Annotated in this window: 8 protein-coding genes; 7 read left to right on the top strand and 1 reads right to left on the bottom strand. The window is 61.3% G+C overall.

The genetic code is table 11. The features are described from left to right. Positions 1–40: 40 nt before the first annotated feature. Together gltB and L861_RS06260 are read left to right on the top strand one after the other, a co-directional pair. Complete coding sequence (gltB, locus tag L861_RS06265) at positions 41–4,546, top strand: glutamate synthase large subunit (RefSeq protein ID WP_027947757.1); 4,506 nt, start codon at positions 41–43, stop codon at positions 4,544–4,546. Next, entirely contained in the window at positions 4,546–6,021 is a 1,476-nt protein-coding gene (locus L861_RS06260) for a glutamate synthase subunit beta (RefSeq protein WP_016415729.1), read from the top strand. Before gltB ends, L861_RS06260 begins: the two co-directional genes overlap by 1 nt. On the opposite strand, the gene L861_RS06255 is transcribed toward L861_RS06260, so the two are convergent. Further along, positions 5,999–7,978: a RecQ family ATP-dependent DNA helicase gene (locus L861_RS06255; RefSeq protein ID WP_016415728.1), complete on the bottom strand. Its 1,980-nt coding sequence runs from the start codon at positions 7,976–7,978 to the stop codon at positions 5,999–6,001. The genes L861_RS06260 and L861_RS06255 overlap by 23 nt on opposite strands. A 76-nt stretch (positions 7,979–8,054) precedes the next feature. On the opposite strand from L861_RS06255, the gene L861_RS06250 reads away from it, so the two are divergent. The 5 genes from L861_RS06250 (at position 8,055) to L861_RS06230 (ending at position 16,703) form a co-directional block, all read left to right on the top strand. Next, positions 8,055–8,636 (top strand): endonuclease dU, encoded by a 582-nt coding sequence (locus tag L861_RS06250; protein WP_027947756.1) that lies wholly within the window; start codon positions 8,055–8,057, stop codon positions 8,634–8,636. Between the two features lie 86 nt (positions 8,637–8,722). Beyond that, positions 8,723–9,376 (top strand): dienelactone hydrolase family protein, encoded by a 654-nt coding sequence (locus L861_RS06245; RefSeq protein ID WP_016415726.1) that lies wholly within the window; start codon positions 8,723–8,725, stop codon positions 9,374–9,376. A gap of 90 nt (positions 9,377–9,466) precedes the next feature. Beyond that, positions 9,467–10,852, top strand: a complete 1,386-nt coding sequence (locus L861_RS06240; protein ID WP_016415725.1) for a hypothetical protein — start codon at positions 9,467–9,469, stop codon at positions 10,850–10,852. Next, the gene (locus L861_RS06235; RefSeq protein WP_016415724.1) at positions 10,849–11,820 is read left to right on the top strand and encodes a hypothetical protein; all 972 of its coding nucleotides are present in this window, start codon (positions 10,849–10,851) and stop codon (positions 11,818–11,820) included. The genes L861_RS06240 and L861_RS06235 overlap by 4 nt, the downstream gene beginning before the upstream one ends. Beyond that, on the top strand, positions 11,817–16,703 hold the full coding sequence (locus L861_RS06230; protein WP_016415723.1) for a coiled-coil domain-containing protein: 4,887 nt from the start codon (positions 11,817–11,819) through the stop codon (positions 16,701–16,703). The genes L861_RS06235 and L861_RS06230 overlap by 4 nt, the downstream gene beginning before the upstream one ends. The last annotated feature ends 81 nt before the right edge of the window (positions 16,704–16,784 follow it).

The raw sequence follows: 16,784 nt of genomic DNA, 5'->3' as shown, positions 1-16,784 counted from the left end.
AACGACATTCATGCGATACCCGGCAGGCAAGTTCAGCAGGATGCCCTTCAACCCTCGTGCCGGTTATGCCAACTGTGGCGTGGGTGCGTTGGTCAACGTACGTGGCCAGGTTACGCATGCACTGATCGAGGACGGTCTGCGCATGCTGCGCAACCTCGATCACCGTGGTGCGCGTGGTGCCGAAGAAAATACCGGTGATGGGGCCGGTATGCTATTGCAGGTCCCTCATCGTTTTTTTGCCGACATCATTCCTGATCTGCCCAGTGCCGGTACTTATGGGGTCGCGCAATTCTTTCTCCCTCGAGACGGAAAGCAGCGCACGTCGATCAAACGAATGATCGAGGCCGCTATCGATGCGCAAGGATACCGACTGCTGAGCTGGCGCCGTGTGCCCACCGACAACCGGGGGCTAGGGCGTACGGCACTGGATTCCGAGCCCGTGGTGGAGCAGGGTTTCTTGGCGCCCTCGACGCCCATGCCGCCGGAAGCTTTCGATGTTGGCCTGTATGTGCTGCGCTGCGAGATCCAGAACCGCGTGCGCGAGCGTGGACTGGGGGGGGAGGGGGCCAATCTGTTCTACATCTGCAGCCTGGATCGGCGACGTATCGTCTACAAAGGCTTGCTGACCTGTGCCCAGTTGGCCAGCTATTACACCGACCTGCGCGATACACGAGTGGAAAGCGCGCTGGTGCTGGTGCACTCCCGATTCTCCACCAACACTCTGGGAGCCTGGGAGCTTGCTCATCCCTATCGCACTCTGGTGCACAATGGCGAATTCAATACCTTGCGCGGTAACGTCAACTGGATGCGTGCACGTGAGGTGTCGCTGGAAAGCCCACGCTTCGGTGCCGATATCGACCGGATCAAGCCGGTTCTGGCCGAAGACGACCAGAGCGACTCCGCCGACTTCGACCATGTACTGGAACTGCTACTGGCAGGCGGGCGCTCTCTGCCGCATGCGCTACGCATGCTGATCCCCGAGGCCTGGGAGAAGGATCCAGCGATGATGCCGGAGCGGAGAGCCTTCTATGACTATCACGCTTCCCTCATGGAGCCGTGGGACGGACCGGCATTGGTCGTCGCCACGGACGGCGAGGCGGTAGGGGCGGTCATCGACCGCAATGGCCTGCGTCCTTGCCGTTACTGCCTGACCCGTGATGACAAGCTGATCATGGCCAGCGAAAGCGGCACCTTGGATACCGACTTCGGTGAGATCGTGCTGCAGGGACGGTTACGTCCAGGTCAGCTCTTTCTCGCCGATACCCGTGAGGGTCGCATCGTTCCCGAGGATGAGGTCTTTCGTCATCTGACTCATGCAGCGCCTTATGCCGATTGGCTTGCCCGGCACCGGGTCAAGCTTGCCGATCTGCGTGACGATTCCCACGAGCCCATTATCAAGGCACTCGATCCGGCGACGCTCGCCGCCCATCAATGTGCCTTCGGCTATACACTCGAGGGGCTTCGCGTATTGCTGGGGCCAATGGCCGAGTCTGGTAAGGATCCACTAGGCGCGATGGGCAACGATACGCCATTGGCGGCCTTGTCGGCACAGCGTAAGCCACTGTTCGCCTACTTCCATCAGCTTTTCGCCCAGGTCACCAACCCGCCGTTGGACTACCTGCGCGAGGCGTTGGTTACCTCACTGAGCATCCACCTGGGCTGTCAACGCAACTTGCTCGGAGAGACACCCGAGCATTGTCGCCGTTTACGCCTTGAAAGCCCGATTCTTGACGACAGGGAGTTTGCGACCCTTGCTGGGCTCGATCGCGAGGGACTGCGCGCACAGACGGTCGATACCACCTATTCGCCAGGCGATGGGCTGGCGGCAGCGATCGAACGCCTGCGTCGCGACGCCGAGGCCGCCGTCGATGCTGGTATCAGCCTGGTGGTCCTCGACGATCGACAAGTGGGACCGACGCGGGTGGCCATTCCTTCCCTGCTCGCCATCGGCGCTGTTCACCACGGTCTGATCCGAGCCGGCAAGCGCACCCGCGCTTCTTTGGTGCTGTGCAGCGGCGAGCCTTATGCCGTACACCACCACTGCACCTTGGTCGGCTATGGAGCCGACGCCATCTATCCGTGGTTGGCCTATCGCAGTCTTGAACACTTACATGTCGAGGGGGCGCTTTCCGACATCACCGATAGTGCCTCGGCCCACCAAGGTTATCGTCTCGCTATCGAGGATGGCCTGCTCAAGGTCATGGCCAAGATGGGGATTTCCACGTTGGAGAGCTACAAGGGCGCGCAGACCTTCGAGTGCATTGGCCTGGACCAGTCATTGGTCGACGATTGCTTCACCGGAACACCGGCCCACATTCCAGGCGTAGGTCTGGCGACGATCGAGGATGAAGCCGAGCAGGCACATGCGGTCGCCTACAGCGATCGCATCGCCGGTAATCTACAGTTGCTGCAGGGCGGCGATTTCTATTGGCGTCGCGATGGCGAATGGCATCAGTGGAATCCGCGCACCATCGGCTACCTGCAGCAGGCGGCCCGTCACAATGACGCCGAGAGCTATTGCCGCTTCGCTGAGGCCGTCAATGAGCAGAGCCGCTGTCTACAAACACTGCGTGGACTGCTCGACTTCGATCTTGATCCGCAACGCTCGATTCCGCTCGAACGGGTCGAGCCGGTCGAGGCGATTCTCAAACGTTTCGGCACCGGTTCGATGTCATTCGGTGCCCTGTCGCGTGAGGCCCATGAAGTGATGGCGATCGCCATGAACCGTATCGGCGGCAAGGCCGGCAGCGGAGAGGGTGGTGAACAGGTCGAGCGCTTCGGTACCGACGCCGAGAACTCGATGAAGCAATGCGCCTCGGGGCGCTTCGGGGTCACCGCCCACTACCTGGCGAGCGCCCGTCAGATCGAGATCAAGATGGCTCAGGGCGCCAAACCGGGCGAGGGCGGCGAGCTTCCTGGCGGCAAGGTCGATGCAGCGATTGCCGAGGTTCGTTTCACGGTTCCCGGCGTGGGGCTGATTTCGCCTCCACCGCATCACGATATCTACTCGATCGAGGATTTGGCCCAGTTGATTCATGATCTCAAGTGCGCCAATCCCGAGGCCGAGATCCACGTCAAACTGGTTTCCAAGGCTAACGTCGGGACTATCGCCGCCGGCGTGACCAAGGCACGGGCCGACGCGGTGCTGATCTCCGGTGATGCCGGCGGCACCGGGGCAGCCAAGAAAACCTCGATCAAGCACACCGGAACACCGTGGGAGTTGGGGTTGGCCGAAACCCATCGGGTACTGATGGCCAACAACCTGCGCTCGCGTATCACCGTACGTACCGACGGCGGCATGAAGACCGGCCGCGACGTGGCGATGGCAGCACTACTGGGAGCCGAGGAGTTTGGCTTCGGCACCGCGCCGATGGTCGTCGTCGGCTGCTTGCTGCTGCGTAAGTGTCACTGCAACACTTGCTCGGTGGGCGTGGCGACCCAGGACCCACGACTACGTGAGCGTTTCGATGGCGAGGCTGAGCACATCATCAATTATCTGCGCTTCGTCGCCGAGGAACTGCGCGAGATCATGGCCGCGCTTGGCTTTGCCACGGTGCAGGACATGGTCGGTTGTGTCCATCGCCTGCGCCCACGAGAGGTGACGCACCCTCGGGGGATTGTGCTGGATCCCAGCGAACTGCTGGCGTGCGTGGAGTCGACCGATACCCCCTACAAGACACGTGAGCAGAATCATCAACTCGATGACAAACTCGATCAGCGCCTGATTGTCCAGGCGGCGCCAGCGCTCGAGCATGGCAAGCCAGTGTATATCGAGGACACGATATGCAATCGCGATCGCACTGTCGGTACGCTGCTTTCTTCCGCGCTGGTCAAGCGTTACGCACCGGCTATGCTTGCCGACGATACCATCTGCATTCATCTGCATGGCTCGGCTGGCCAGAGCTTCGGAGCCTTCGTCGCCAAGGGCATCAGCCTGCATTTGACCGGCGACGCCAACGACTACCTCGGCAAGGGGTTATCGGGTGGCCGGATCAGCGTCCGTACCCCACTGGAGTCCGGGTATGTCGCCGCCGACAATGTCATCATCGGCAATGTCGCGCTGTTCGGCGCCACCAGTGGCGAAGCCTATATCAACGGCTTGGCCGGCGAACGCTTTTGCGTACGCAACTCCGGTGCGCTGGCCGTGGTCGAGGGCGTCGGCGATCACGGTTGCGAGTACATGACCGGCGGCGTGGCGTTGATTCTCGGCCCGTGCGGCAAGAATTTCGCCGCTGGCATGAGCGGTGGCGAAGCCTATCTGCTTGACGAGCATGGCGATCTGACTGAGCGGGTCAATGCCGAGCGAGTGGGGTTGCAGGCCGTGGAAGACGAGCGTGACATTGCCCTGGTACAACGTCTTTTGGAAAACCACCAGGCCTACACTGGCAGCCACCGAGCCAGGGAACTGCTCGACGACTGGCCCGCCACCCTGGCAAGGTTGGTCAAGGTCGTGCCCGAAGCCTATGCCGAGGTGGTGGGCCGCGAGCTAGCGCAGGGGCGGGACATCCGTGTCGCGCCGCCAGCGGCAGCCGGGGAGGTAGCCTGATGGACGAGAACCATCCCGACGGATTTCTCAGGCATCCACGTGAGCCGATCGGCAAGCGCGATCCTGGCGAGCGCATCGGCGACTATCGCGAGATCTATGCGCCTCGATGGCGAGAAGATCACCTGCGCCAACAGGGCGAACGCTGCATGGATTGCGGTGTGCCGACTTGCATGGGCGGCTGTCCGATCGGCAACCTGATCCCCGAGTGGAACGACTTGGTGGTGCGAGGTCGCTGGCGCGAGGCTTTGGCGCGGCTGCATGCCACCAACAACTTTCCCGAATTTACCGGCTATACCTGTCCCGCACCTTGTGAACCTGCCTGCACGCTGGCCTACAACGCCGATGCTGTGGCCATCAAGAGTCTTGAGCGGGCGATCGTTGACCGCGGTTGGGAAATGGGTTGGATCCGTCCCGAGCCGCCAGCGCGACGTACCGGCAAACGAGTCGCGATAGTGGGTAGTGGGCCGGCCGGGCTGGCATGCACCCAACAGCTCAATCGCGCCGGGCATTGGGTGACGGTGTTCGAACGCGATGAAGCCCTTGGCGGGTTGATGACGCTGGGCATCCCCGACTTCAAGTTCGCCAAGCATCAGGTTGAACGACGCCTCGACCAACTGCGCGGTGAAGGCATCGAGTTTCGTACCGGTGTCGAGATTGGTCCTGCGATGTCATTGGCCCAGTTGCGCGAGAGCTTCGATGCGGTGTGTCTGGCGATCGGCGCCCAGCAGCATCGCGATGTCATGGTGCCGGGTCGCGAGCTGGGGGGAATCCATTTCGGCATGCCTTATCTTACCGATGAGAATCGCCACCAAGCAGGTCGCGGTGCCCCAGCGATCGATGCTTACGGCAAGCGAGTGGTGGTATTGGGCGGGGGTGACACCGGTGCCGACTGTGTGGCCACTGCGCACCGACAAGGCGCTCTGGACGTAGCACAGATCAGCGTGCGTGAGCAGCCGCCAACGAACCGGCCAGCTGACAACCCCTGGCCGTGGCAGCCGCGTATCTATGAGCAAACCTATGCCTTGGAAGAGGGCGGCCAGGCACTGTTCGCCCTCAATGTCACCGCTTTTGTCGATGACGACGGTGATGGTGCCGTGGACGCAATTGTCACCGAGCGCGTCAAGTGGACGCTCGACGCCCAAGGACGCCGCAAGGACAAGACAGTACTCGAGGAGGATATCCGCATTCCCGCTGACTTGGTGCTGATCGCCATCGGTTTCCAGGGTGCCCAAGCCCAGGTACTCGTCGATCCAGGGCTAACGCTTGCCGATAACGGCACACTGATCACCGACGAGACCATGATGACTGAGCTGGACGGTGTCTTTGCCAGTGGCGATGCTCGCCGCGGAGCCTCACTTGTGGTGTGGGCGATAGGCGAAGGGCGAGACGTCGCGCGTCATATCGATATCTACCTGATGGGCACATCACACTTGCCGCCAAGTCTTCAGACCCTCACGCCACCGACGGATGGTTGATTTCAAGCCAATTCTGGACCTCGGTATAGGGATAGGCTTCCAGTGCCGCGAAGCCGGGTAGTTGCCTGGCCTTGAGTCGGGTGAACAGTGGTGTGGTGATGCCACACAGGAAGCGGGTCAGTAATGCTGTCGAGGGCTCAGCATCATGGAGTTCGCGACAGCGTTCGATGAGTGGCTGACACAAGGCATCGGGTGCATGCGAATCCAGCGGTGGAAGGTCGGTGGCTTGGGGTAGCCTGGCGACTTGGCCGCGGCACACGGAACAGTGACCACATTGTTTGGGAGCTCGATCGTCGCCGAAATAGTGGGCGAGGCGATGGCTCAGGCAGGTGTCGCTCTCGAATAGCTCGAGCATGGCATGGATGCGGGCAATCTCGGCACCTTCCTTGTCCTGGAAATAACCATGTAGCCGATCGGCCAGCTGTGCCGGGTCCACGTCAGGCGCAAGCACTTGGTAGACTTCGGTCATCTGCTTGCTTTCCAACTGAATCCAGCCCTTGTCATTGAAATACTCCAGGGCGGTGATCACCCGGGGGCGCCGGGTATCCAGGCCACGCTCCTGACCGAGCCGGTAGAGAGCGTCGAAATCCAGGCTGCACCAGGTCTTGGCTCGCACGCTGGCATCGACGATGGCTGCCACGAAGTCGCGCCGCTCGCCGTCGAAATTGCCGATCAGAGCCTCGGGATCGATCAAGAACTTGAAGCGGTATTCGGCGAAGTAGGCGTAGCGTGGGGCAATGATGCCTAGTAGCTCGAGTTGAACCAGCAATGTCTTGAGCGGCAGAGGGCGGATATTGGCCTGCTGTGAGAGAGCACTTAGCATCAGTTCCCACTGGCCATTGGGCTCGCTGTTGGCGGCGGTCAGCAATTCGCCGATCACGTGGCGGATACCGCTGGGTTCCGGGGTATCGCCATAGACGAAGTTCTCCAATACCCCTAGCGTATCCCGGCCACCCAACACCAGGCACTCGGCAGGATGGCCGTCTCGCCCAGCCCGGCCGATCTCCTGGCTGTAGTTCTCGATCGACTTGGGCAGATCGTAATGCACCACGTTGCGGATGTCGGCCTTGTCGATGCCCATGCCGAAGGCGATGGTGGCGACGATGCCGTTCACCCGGCCGGCCATGAAGTCTTGCTGGATTCGTTCGCGGTCTTCGCTACCTAGCCCTGCATGATAGGCACAGGCCTCAAGCCCGGCCTTACCGAGGTAGGCGGTGAGTTGCTCGGCGGTCTTCTGCAGCGTCACATAGACGATGGTAGGTTGAGGCGTGGCGGCGTCGAGGCGCGGGCGTAACCAGTCGACCAGCACGCTGGCACGTTGCTTGGCGGCAACCGGTGCCACTTGCAGGTCGAGGTTATGGCGATAGAAGCCGGTGGTGGTGACGTCTTCAGTGGCAATCCCGAAACGTTCGCGCATATCGGCGATCACCCGAGGCGTGGCCGTGGCGGTCAAAAGCAGTGCTTGGGGAATGTCGAACTGGCGCTGATAGTCGGGCAGCTTGAGATAATCGGGACGGAAATTGTGTCCCCATTCGGAGATACAGTGGGCCTCGTCGACCACTAGCAGTGAAATCGGTATACGCTCGATGAAAGCGCGAAAGCGCTCATTCTTGAGACGTTCCACCGAGATCATCAGGATACGGATCTCACCGCGCTTGACGCCATCCATGACCGCAGCGGTCTCTTCGCGATTCTGGCTAGAGTCGATGCTTCCCGCCGCGATGCCGTGTCGGGCGAGGAACGCCAGTTGATCCTGCATCAGTGCCAGCAGCGGTGAGACGACCAGGGTCAGGTGCGGGAGATGGAGAGCCGGCAGTTGGTAGCACAGCGATTTGCCAGAGCCGGTGGGAAAGATCGCCGCTGCCGAACGTCCAGCAACCACCGCCTCGACCACCTCGCGCTGGCCGGGTCGGAAGTCGTCGTAGCCGAAAACCTGCTGTAGTGTCTGTTGGATCATGCTGCGACACTTCCTTTGCCAGAATGGAAACATGGAGTACCAGCATACCGAAAAATATCACCGGCAAGCGTTGACGATGACATCTCTCATACCTCACAGGTCCTTCTCGCATATCGTCGGCTTCGATGACTGCCCCTTTTCGCGCGAGCATCGCGGCGATGTGCCAGTTATTGGCGTGATCTACTCTGGCCTGCGGCTGGAGGGGGTGGTGTCGGGAAAAGTACGGCGCGATGGAGTCAACAGTACTCGGGAGCTAACGCGTCTGGTACGTGAATCCAAGTTCGCTGCGCATCTGCAGTTGGTGATGCTGCAAGGGGTTGCCCTAGCTGGCTTCAATGTGGTCGACGTGCCTGGGCTGCATGCGGCATTGGGGGTGCCGGTGCTGGTTGTCGCCCGTCATGCACCACGTCCGGATGCTATGCGCTGGGCTTTGCTAGAACGCATTCCCGGTGGCTCTCGCAAGTGGGCGCTGGTCGAGCGTCTCGGGCCAATGGAGCCGCTGGCTGGCGTTTACGTGCAACGCATGGGGTTAAGCCGTGAAGAGGCCGCCGAAGTGATATGTGAAACTTCGATCAATGGCGCCATTCCGGAACCCATACGCACGGCGCATTTGATTGCCGGGGGAATCGCGAGGGGGGAGAGTTCAGGAAGACCCTAGCCGCTCTTGAGCGAGAGGCGGGGCACGACACTACACTTTTTAGTGCAAGTTTTCTGTCACCACTTCACCAAAGAGGAGGAGCTGCCATGGCGACTTCTCGTACCAGCATCACGTTGCAGGCTGCCGGGGTCGACCTGGAAGGGGATTTGATCGTCCCTGAAGCGGCAACGGGCATCGTGGTATTCGCTCACGGTAGCGGCAGCAGCCGCTTCAGCTCTCGTAATCAGAAAGTGGCGGACTACCTCAGTGAGCAGGAGTTGGCTACCTTGCTGTTCGATTTGCTGACCCCGGAGGAAAACGAAATCGATGAGCGCACCCGTGAACTTCGCTTCGATATCGACCTGATCGGCGAGCGTATGACCGGCGCCGTTGACTGGGTCGCTCAAGCGGCTCAGACGCAGGAACTGAACATTGGCCTGTTCGGTGCCAGTACCGGCGCAGCCGCCGCTCTGATTGCTGCTGCCCAACGTCCCGACAAGGTCAAGGCCATTGTCTCGCGAGGCGGTCGTCCAGATCTGGCTGGCGAGTATCTGCCTCGGGTCGAAGCACCGACACTATTGTTAGTGGGTGGACGCGATGAGCAGGTGATCGACCTCAACGAACAGGCCAAAGCACGCATGCTGGCTCCCTGTGAATTGACCATCGTGCCTGGAGCCACTCACCTGTTCGAGGAGACGGGCAAGTTGGAAGAAGTACAGGCTCACGCTGCCCGCTGGTTTCGCAAGCACCTCGCTGGCTAAGGGCGTTCTTCATACCGTTGGATGAGATCGTTCATGACCCACTGCGTCTCCCTTGGCATAATGGCGCTTTTTGCCCATCGGGGATGACGCATGACCGCCTGGAGCAAGCTACTTGTCGCCACCACGCGGCTGATAGACCTGCACGATAGTGCCCATGAACCGGGATCGTCCTTCGTACAGGTCAGCCAGGAGCAGCGCCGCGGGCTGCGCGATGGCTACTGGCTGGATCTCGGCTGCCTGCTGCTCGACTATTTACTTGACGTGGATTTCGCCACCAACAGCGCTTTCGTTTCGCAGACGCGTTGTCTTGCTCAGTTGCGCGAGCATTACCCAGCATTGCCGGCCGACGATCTGGCCTTCGTCGTCAACCTGCTCTCGACTCCCAGCGAGCTGTACTTTCGACATGAGGACGATGCTCAGGAGGTGGGCGATACCAGCCGTGGCGTACGCAGTACCAAGCGCACGGCCTTGATCGAAAAGCAGGGCCAGACCGGTCAGGTACGCCTGACGCCCAGTGGCCGTCAGGCAGTGACCCTGGCCAGCCAGGTCGAGGATCTGCTGTATTCCGAATACGATGCTGCTAAGGTGCTTGCCGCGTTGGCGCGTGGCGATTTCGCACGAATTCCCGACATCACCAACCAGATTCTGATGGCGATTCGCGCCCTGACTCAGGAACTGCGCCGCATCCGCGAGAACCCCACCCGCGAGGGCAAGCTCAGCGGCTTTCTCGATAACGAACGCCACTACCACAATGCCTTGTCGACGATTCAGAGTACCTTGCTCAGTGCACGCTCGCAGCTTGCCACTCCCGAGGTGATGCAGCGCTTCGAGCTGTGGTGCGACAGGCAAGACGACGACTGGGACCTGCGCATGCTATCGGGAGCCATCGGGCGCGTACTCACCGCTATCGAGAACCTCTCGCGGCGGCTTTCTGAATTGCTTTCCGATATCGCTGAGGGGCGTATTCAGTCGATGGGAGTCATCGATTTCGCTGATCTCTCGCGGCGTCTGCTGAGTGCGCCGCTACAAGCCGCATTACGCGATGCCTTGGTGGGGCGGATGATGCCGTTCGGCCTGGCTGCCGCCATGCCCCGTGTCGAACCACTGATCCCCTTCGTCGAAACCCGGCGCGCCGAGAAAAGCGCGACGGCGCTGGTATTCGACGAACATGACGATGCGCGACCGGAAGATCCACTATTGGCACGTTTTCTCGAGTCGCGCGGCCCCGCATTACGCGAACGCTTGAGTGCGTCACCCTTGTCACTGCCCGACGCGCTGAGCGAAGGCTGGCACCGCTTCGAGGAGGGCGACTGCCTGGCCCAGTTGCTCAACACCTTTGTCGATACTCAACTGCTCGATGAGCGACTGACGGTAGGCATCGAGGCCGAGCCGTTCTTGATCACACTCGACGATGGCCGTCGCATCGAGGGGGTGGTGACGCCCTCGCTACGTTTTTCACAGGAAGTTGCTTCATGAACATGACCGAGATGGGCGAGGTCGTCGCCTACCTGCTGCGCTACCGTACCGCCGAACGTCAGCCCAGTGGTGGCCGCAAGCGGCGCGCCGCTCGCGAGGGCCAGCTCTCCGAGCGTGACGTGTGTGCCTTGATCGATGATGCGCTGGAGGCTGAGCGCGAGGCATTGCGCGACTTCCTCGCTGGCCAGGGCCTGCGTCTGCGTGTCTTCGAGCCCGGCGACTATCCCGGCATCGCACCGGGCTCACGGCTCTATGCCCTGGTACCGGACCCTGAACTGGACCAGCCACCGCTCTACACTCGCGACCCGGTGTTCGATGCCCTGCGCTTGCGCCAGGAGAGTCGCGCTGAATTGGCGCAGTGGTATCTGCAATTGTGGCTGCTGCTGCACACCCTGCTGTATACCCGCTTGAATCGTGCATTGTCGGACGTCAGCCGTTATCAGGAAGCGACTTTCGCCACTACCGAACTGGTCGAGTTGTTGCGTGAACAACTCGAAAGCCTGCGTGCACTCGGTGATGCCGCCCCCGACGCCAGCCGCGTATTGCTCGACGAACGTGGTGAAGACATCAGCCGTCGAGTCAAGGCCTTCATCGACCTGCAGGTGCGTGCCGGCCAACTCGAAGCCGTGCGCGAAACCACTGAAGAGGGTGGCGACATCTGGCAGCAGACCTTGCTCGGTGCGATCGAGGCCGAACAGGTCGGTGTGCATCACCTGTCGCACCTGGTTGAACTGCTCTCCGGTCAGCCGCACGAGGGGGCGGTAAAAGAAGATGCTTCCGCTGCCGGGGAGACGCTATCCCTGAAGGCCGTATCAGAGGACCGGTCATTGACCGCTGAGGCTGCTGAGAGCACCGATAGCGAAGACGTGGTGGAGGCCGACCTGTTCTCTCCCAATGACCTTGGCAGCGAAGCCATTGCAGAAGAAGACGGTGCCGAAGCCGTGGAAGAGACAGGAGACCGCACATGAGCGTCATCAATCGCATCGAAGTGGCCAACCTGCTCAACAAGCACGGGGACATTGCCTCGCCCTGGGACGCCAAGATGCGTCATCTGCTGCTCGACCTGCGCGGCCAGTCCAGCGCTATCAGCATGGAGAACGGTTTCGGCAAGACCACGCTTGCCGAGGCGCTGATCGGGTTGCTATCGCGGGATCGCTCGTTACTTTCACGTACCCGGCGCAAGTGCTCACCGTCGAATGTCGGCGGCCAGGGACGTAGCTGGTCACACTTGCGTGTCGAATTCCGTTCCGGTGATGCATCGAACGGGCAGTCCGATATGCTCGCCGCGGCTGGCGAAGAGGTCGCCGGTGAAACCTTCGTATTTGGTATGTATGGCTACAGCGATGGCAGTGGCCTGTCCTTCTATCACTACGCCGGCCGGCTGGAGAATGTTCCGGTCCATCATTTGACCCGTGACGGCAAGCTGGCGCTCTATGCCAATGCCGATGTACAGGCGGCAATGCGCACTCACGGCGTGACCCGTAGCGCCAACCGCGAAGAGTGGCTCGATGCTGTCGGTGCGCATATTTCGCGCCGCGAACTGGCCCAGCTTGCTGCCTTCCAGAAAGAGGGCGGTGCCGACAAGAGCCAGATATTCAACGCCATCAAGCCGCGTGCCGGCGAGAAGGCCGACCAGGCGTTCTTCTTTGAGGTGCTGGCGCCACAGATTCTCTCCGGCGCTACCCGCGGCGAGACCGATGAGGGGGAGGAGCTGATCGAGGATGTGATCCTCAATTCGGGGACCAAGGTTACCGAACTGCGTCATCGCCTGAGCGAAGCCGAAACCGATCAGCAACGTGCCGAACACAAAGTGGTGTTGCTCGATGAACTCAATGCACAGGGTGAAGGTTTGCTCGAGGCTCGCCTTCAACTGATCGAGCTCGACGCGGGGCTCAAGGCCAGCGAGCGACTGCTCGGCGGGCAGGCGCTCACGGCGTTGCCCGGTCTTCCGAAGCGACCAGAACGCCTGGGAGAGGAGAGCGATGTCGAACTGATTGCTGGTTTCGCCTGGGGTTCAGGCGATACCGGACGGCCACGTGTCTCGACATGGTTGTTGGCCAAACTGACTGGCCAGGCTGAGCGCAACGTGCGTCAGGCACTGTCCGAACGTGGTGCGCGAGTCGATGCCCATCGCCGTTTGATTCATCTGCCCGAAGCGAATTGGCCCACGGCCAAGGACGTGCATCATGTCGCCTATACGGCAGCCCGTGAGTGGCTCGCCGACAGCCATGCCTTCGTTGACGATTCGGCACGCTATCGTGCCCTGGCACGCTTCGACGAGGCGGCGGATGACTTCGAAGCGCTGGATGGCAATCGCTTCCGTGAGGAGGTGATTGCCGATCGTGAATTCCTCAAGGAGCTCAAAGCCGACGCCCAGCACCTTGATGAGCAATGGGAACGGCTCGACCGCGAGCGTGAGCAGCTCGAATCGCGTCAGCGTGAGTTTACCGACAATCAGAGTTTCTACACCCAGGCGCTTAGCCAAGGGTTATTCAGCGAGGATGAGCTCGAGGCACCCGAAACCACTCGGGAGACGTCGACCGCCGCTGCCGAACAGGCGCGTCAGGCATTGTCCGAGCATATCGGACGCGTTGGTGAACTCCGGCAGGTCGCCAAGTGGCATGCCGAGTTCAAGGTTGCTCATCCCGATACCTTGCCGGGCGAACTCTTGGCATTGAAAAGCGAGCAACACGAAACACTTAGTGGTGAGCTCGAGGAGGTCGAGACCGAATTCGAGAGTGCCGGGAGGCAGCGCGAAAGTGCTCGCGACGAACGCGATCGATTGAGTGGCGAGCGCCAACGTCTGGAGGGCGAGCAGGGGCCGCTCAAACAGGGGCAGGATGCTTGGCAGGCGTTTGTCGATGGATGGCCGGACGAAGAGATTCATGAGTTCTGGTCGCGCAAGAAGACCGCACTGGCTGCGTTTCAGCAGGAGCGCCATCAACTGCACCGGCGCCAGGAGGAGGCCCACACCCGGCGTACGCGTCTGGCACCGTTGGCGGAGGCGGCCCGCGAGTTTACCCGCCTGCATGGTGATGATGACCCCGTACACCTGCGTGACCGACTTTATCGACAGGCGCGCGAACTCGACGATGAAGGCCATCGCCTGAACCAGCAGGAACAGCGCCTGCGTGAGCTGCACCAGGCTCTGCTGACCTTCCGAGACATCACCGAACAGGCCCCTGATGCCTGGCTCAAGGACGCCAAGGCTCGCTATCCGCGGCTGCTGCGCGAAGCGGAAGGGTTAGATGAGCACATTGCCGCGCGCGAGCGTTATCTGGAAAGCCTCTCCGGCGATCCCTTGGCGCGCCAAGTCGCCGAGGCCGAGGCGCATGCTCTCCTTGATGAGTCCGGTATTGCTTTCGTGCCCCTGCACGAAGCGCTGACCGCATCCGAAGGGGGCGAAGAGCGCCGTCGCGAGTGGCTATCACAAGCCGCCGGACAACTCTTTGCGCCAGTAGTCGAAAGTGAAGAAACCGCGCGTGACGCGGCTGAACGCCTGATCGAGCGTGGGCTAGGGGTGCCGGTGATCGAGGCCGGACGCCTGTCTGCTTGCTTGACGGCCGGTCAGTCGCCATTGGGCGCGGTTCAGGGGGTCGAGACGTTGGCTGTAAAGGCGGCGCTCGATCCTCAGTACCTCAACGCACTGCGTGAAGAGACCCAGCGCCGCTTGGCCATCGATCGTGAGCGTCGTGCTGCCCTCGACGAGGAAATCGCCCGGCTTGATCCACATGGCGAACGTTTTGCCCTGGCTCGCCGTGCCCATGCCGCCCTCGAGGAAGATGTCGAGGTGGCCCTCGAAGCATTGGAGCAGAACAAGACCGACCTCGATGCTCATCGTGAACGGCTTGCGCCGCGCATGACCGAGCAGGCGCTCAAGGTCATCGATGACTTCCAGCGCTATCTGCTGGAAGGCGGCGACCGGGCGTTGGAGGAAGCCGCGGAGACGTTGGCTGAAGCTGAGATCCGGCTGGCCGAGTTGTCGCCTCAAGTGGCCCATGCTGAGCAGGAGTTGGAAACCCATGGCGCCACTTGGCTGGCTGCCGAGAAATTTGCTGATGCTGGTGGTGTCGAACGCCTGGCGGCACTGGAGGCACGACTGGCTGAGCTGCTCGAACAGGAGGCCATCGTCGCCGAACACTTGGAGCAGGCCAGCGAGCGCGGCGAGACGCTGCACCGTCGCCGTGACGAGTTGGCGGGCCAATTGAAGTCGCTGTTTGCCGATGGTGAGCGCGACCGTCTCCGGATGCTGGAGGACTTCGAGGACGAGGGCGGGGTGGCCTTCATGGACAGTGCTGAGTCGCGCCAGGCAGAACTGGAGCAGGCGTTGGCCTCCGCAGCACGACGCGCCGATTTCGATTTCGACCGCATTCGTGCCTATCTCGACGTGCGTGACGAGAGTGGCGGCAGCCAGAAGCTCGAGCGTGAGATTGCACGTCTCAAACGTGAACGTGACGAGGCTCATGAGCAACGCAAAGGCAATGCCAAGCAGCAGCAGGAAGTCGAAGCACGCCTCGACGATAATCAGCAAGCCATGCTGTGGACCGATCAGTTGGCCATCGCTTGGCTGGAGGTACTACGCGAACTCTCCAGTGGCTGGCGTGAGCGTCTGGCATTGCTCGATGACTTGGCTGAGGCGAGTCATTGGCCGACCGATCACGAGAGTGCAGATGCATTGGACGAGGCGCTTATCGAATGGCGGCTGTCCGATGAGCCGGGTGAAACGTTCGATCTTGCCGCCCTGGAAACCTGTCAACAGACGTTGCTCGATGCCTTGGGTACACTGAATCTCGGCGAGCGCTCGCGCAATCGCGAGCGCCAGGCCCGCGACGTGGAGACTCGTGAGCAGCGTCTGGCTCGAGCTCTGGCGGAGGCCGGTGAGAGCCGTCTGTTCAATGGTACTGAACGTGCGCGACTGTCGGCGCTAGATGGCGTCAGCCCAGTGGCACTGGACGACCTACGCGCACTGCATGCACAGCTCACGGGGCAGTTGGACGACCACCGCGACCGAGTGGCCAAACTGCATTCCTCACGTGAGCATATCGAGGGCACCCTGGTCGAGCGTCTCAGCTCAATCATCGCCGATGCTGCCGGCAATCTGGACATTCTCAAGCGCGTAGCCCGCCGTAGCAGCGAGGGTGGCGCTTTCTTCGAGGTCAAGGCGGCGCTGATCAGTGATGCTGAGGTGCGTGACTTGATCCAATTGCTGCTTGCCGATATCGATGAGCACATGGTCGCCCAGCGTCGCCGCCAACAGCAGGAAGGTGTCAATGCAAGCGGCGACCAGAAGCGCAAGGATGAGGAACTGACTCGGCAGATTCGCCGGCGCATCTATCGCGGTCTGTTTCGCGATGTCTCGATTCGTCTCAAGCACGATGCCATCCGCCCTCATGGCCGACTGTTCTCGCTCAACGAAGACATGTCCGAAGGTCAGCGTGAGGCGGTGTCGCTGATGTGGCTGGTCAAGCTCTCGGAATTCGCCATCGAGCGTGAATTGCGCGAACTGCCCGGCAACCACAAGCGCCGTGCCCGTGCCGGCCGCGAAAGCGTGATCTTGCTCGACGGCCTATTCTCCAAACTCTCGCATCGCCGCTTGATCCAGGACTCTCTGGAGTCGCTGCGCAATACTCGCGGCCGCTTCCAGATGATCGGCCTGATCCACAACCCCAACTATGAAAACGATGCCTCGATCTTCCCCACCTACCTGGTCGGCAGTGTCATTGGTGGGGCTCAGGGGCAGGGTGGCCATGTGGTGGTACGCGACGGCCGCATAGTCGAGCCGGAAACCATCGGCCGTGGCCAGGGTGAAGCCAGCCTGTTCGGCATCCACGTCACAGAACCGGTGGAATGAGCCGAGTGACGATCCATGGCATCGGCGACAGCACGTTACGGGCCGATTGCCATTCCTGCGGCTCATCGGCATCTACCGATC

It is taken from the genome of Litchfieldella anticariensis FP35 = DSM 16096, from assembly GCF_000409775.1.
GTDB classification, from domain to species: Bacteria; Pseudomonadota; Gammaproteobacteria; order Pseudomonadales; family Halomonadaceae; genus Litchfieldella; species Litchfieldella anticariensis.
This window is presented reverse-complemented; position numbering and strand designations above follow the sequence as displayed.

Bases quoted from the DNA above. Each gene is read 5' to 3' on its own strand.
- L861_RS06235 (WP_016415724.1), top strand. From the start codon at position 10,849: ATGAACATGACCGAGATGGGCGAGGTCGTCGCCTACCTGCTGCGCTAC.
- L861_RS06240 (WP_016415725.1), top strand. From the start codon at position 9,467: ATGACCGCCTGGAGCAAGCTACTTGTCGCCACCACGCGGCTGATAGAC.
- L861_RS06255 (WP_016415728.1), bottom strand. From the start codon at position 7,978: ATGATCCAACAGACACTACAGCAGGTTTTCGGCTACGACGACTTCCGA.
- L861_RS06250 (WP_027947756.1), top strand. From the start codon at position 8,055: ATGACATCTCTCATACCTCACAGGTCCTTCTCGCATATCGTCGGCTTC.
- L861_RS06260 (WP_016415729.1), top strand. From the start codon at position 4,546: ATGGACGAGAACCATCCCGACGGATTTCTCAGGCATCCACGTGAGCCG.
- L861_RS06245 (WP_016415726.1), top strand. From the start codon at position 8,723: ATGGCGACTTCTCGTACCAGCATCACGTTGCAGGCTGCCGGGGTCGAC.
- L861_RS06230 (WP_016415723.1), top strand. From the start codon at position 11,817: ATGAGCGTCATCAATCGCATCGAAGTGGCCAACCTGCTCAACAAGCAC.
- gltB (WP_027947757.1), top strand. From the start codon at position 41: ATGCCCTTCAACCCTCGTGCCGGTTATGCCAACTGTGGCGTGGGTGCG.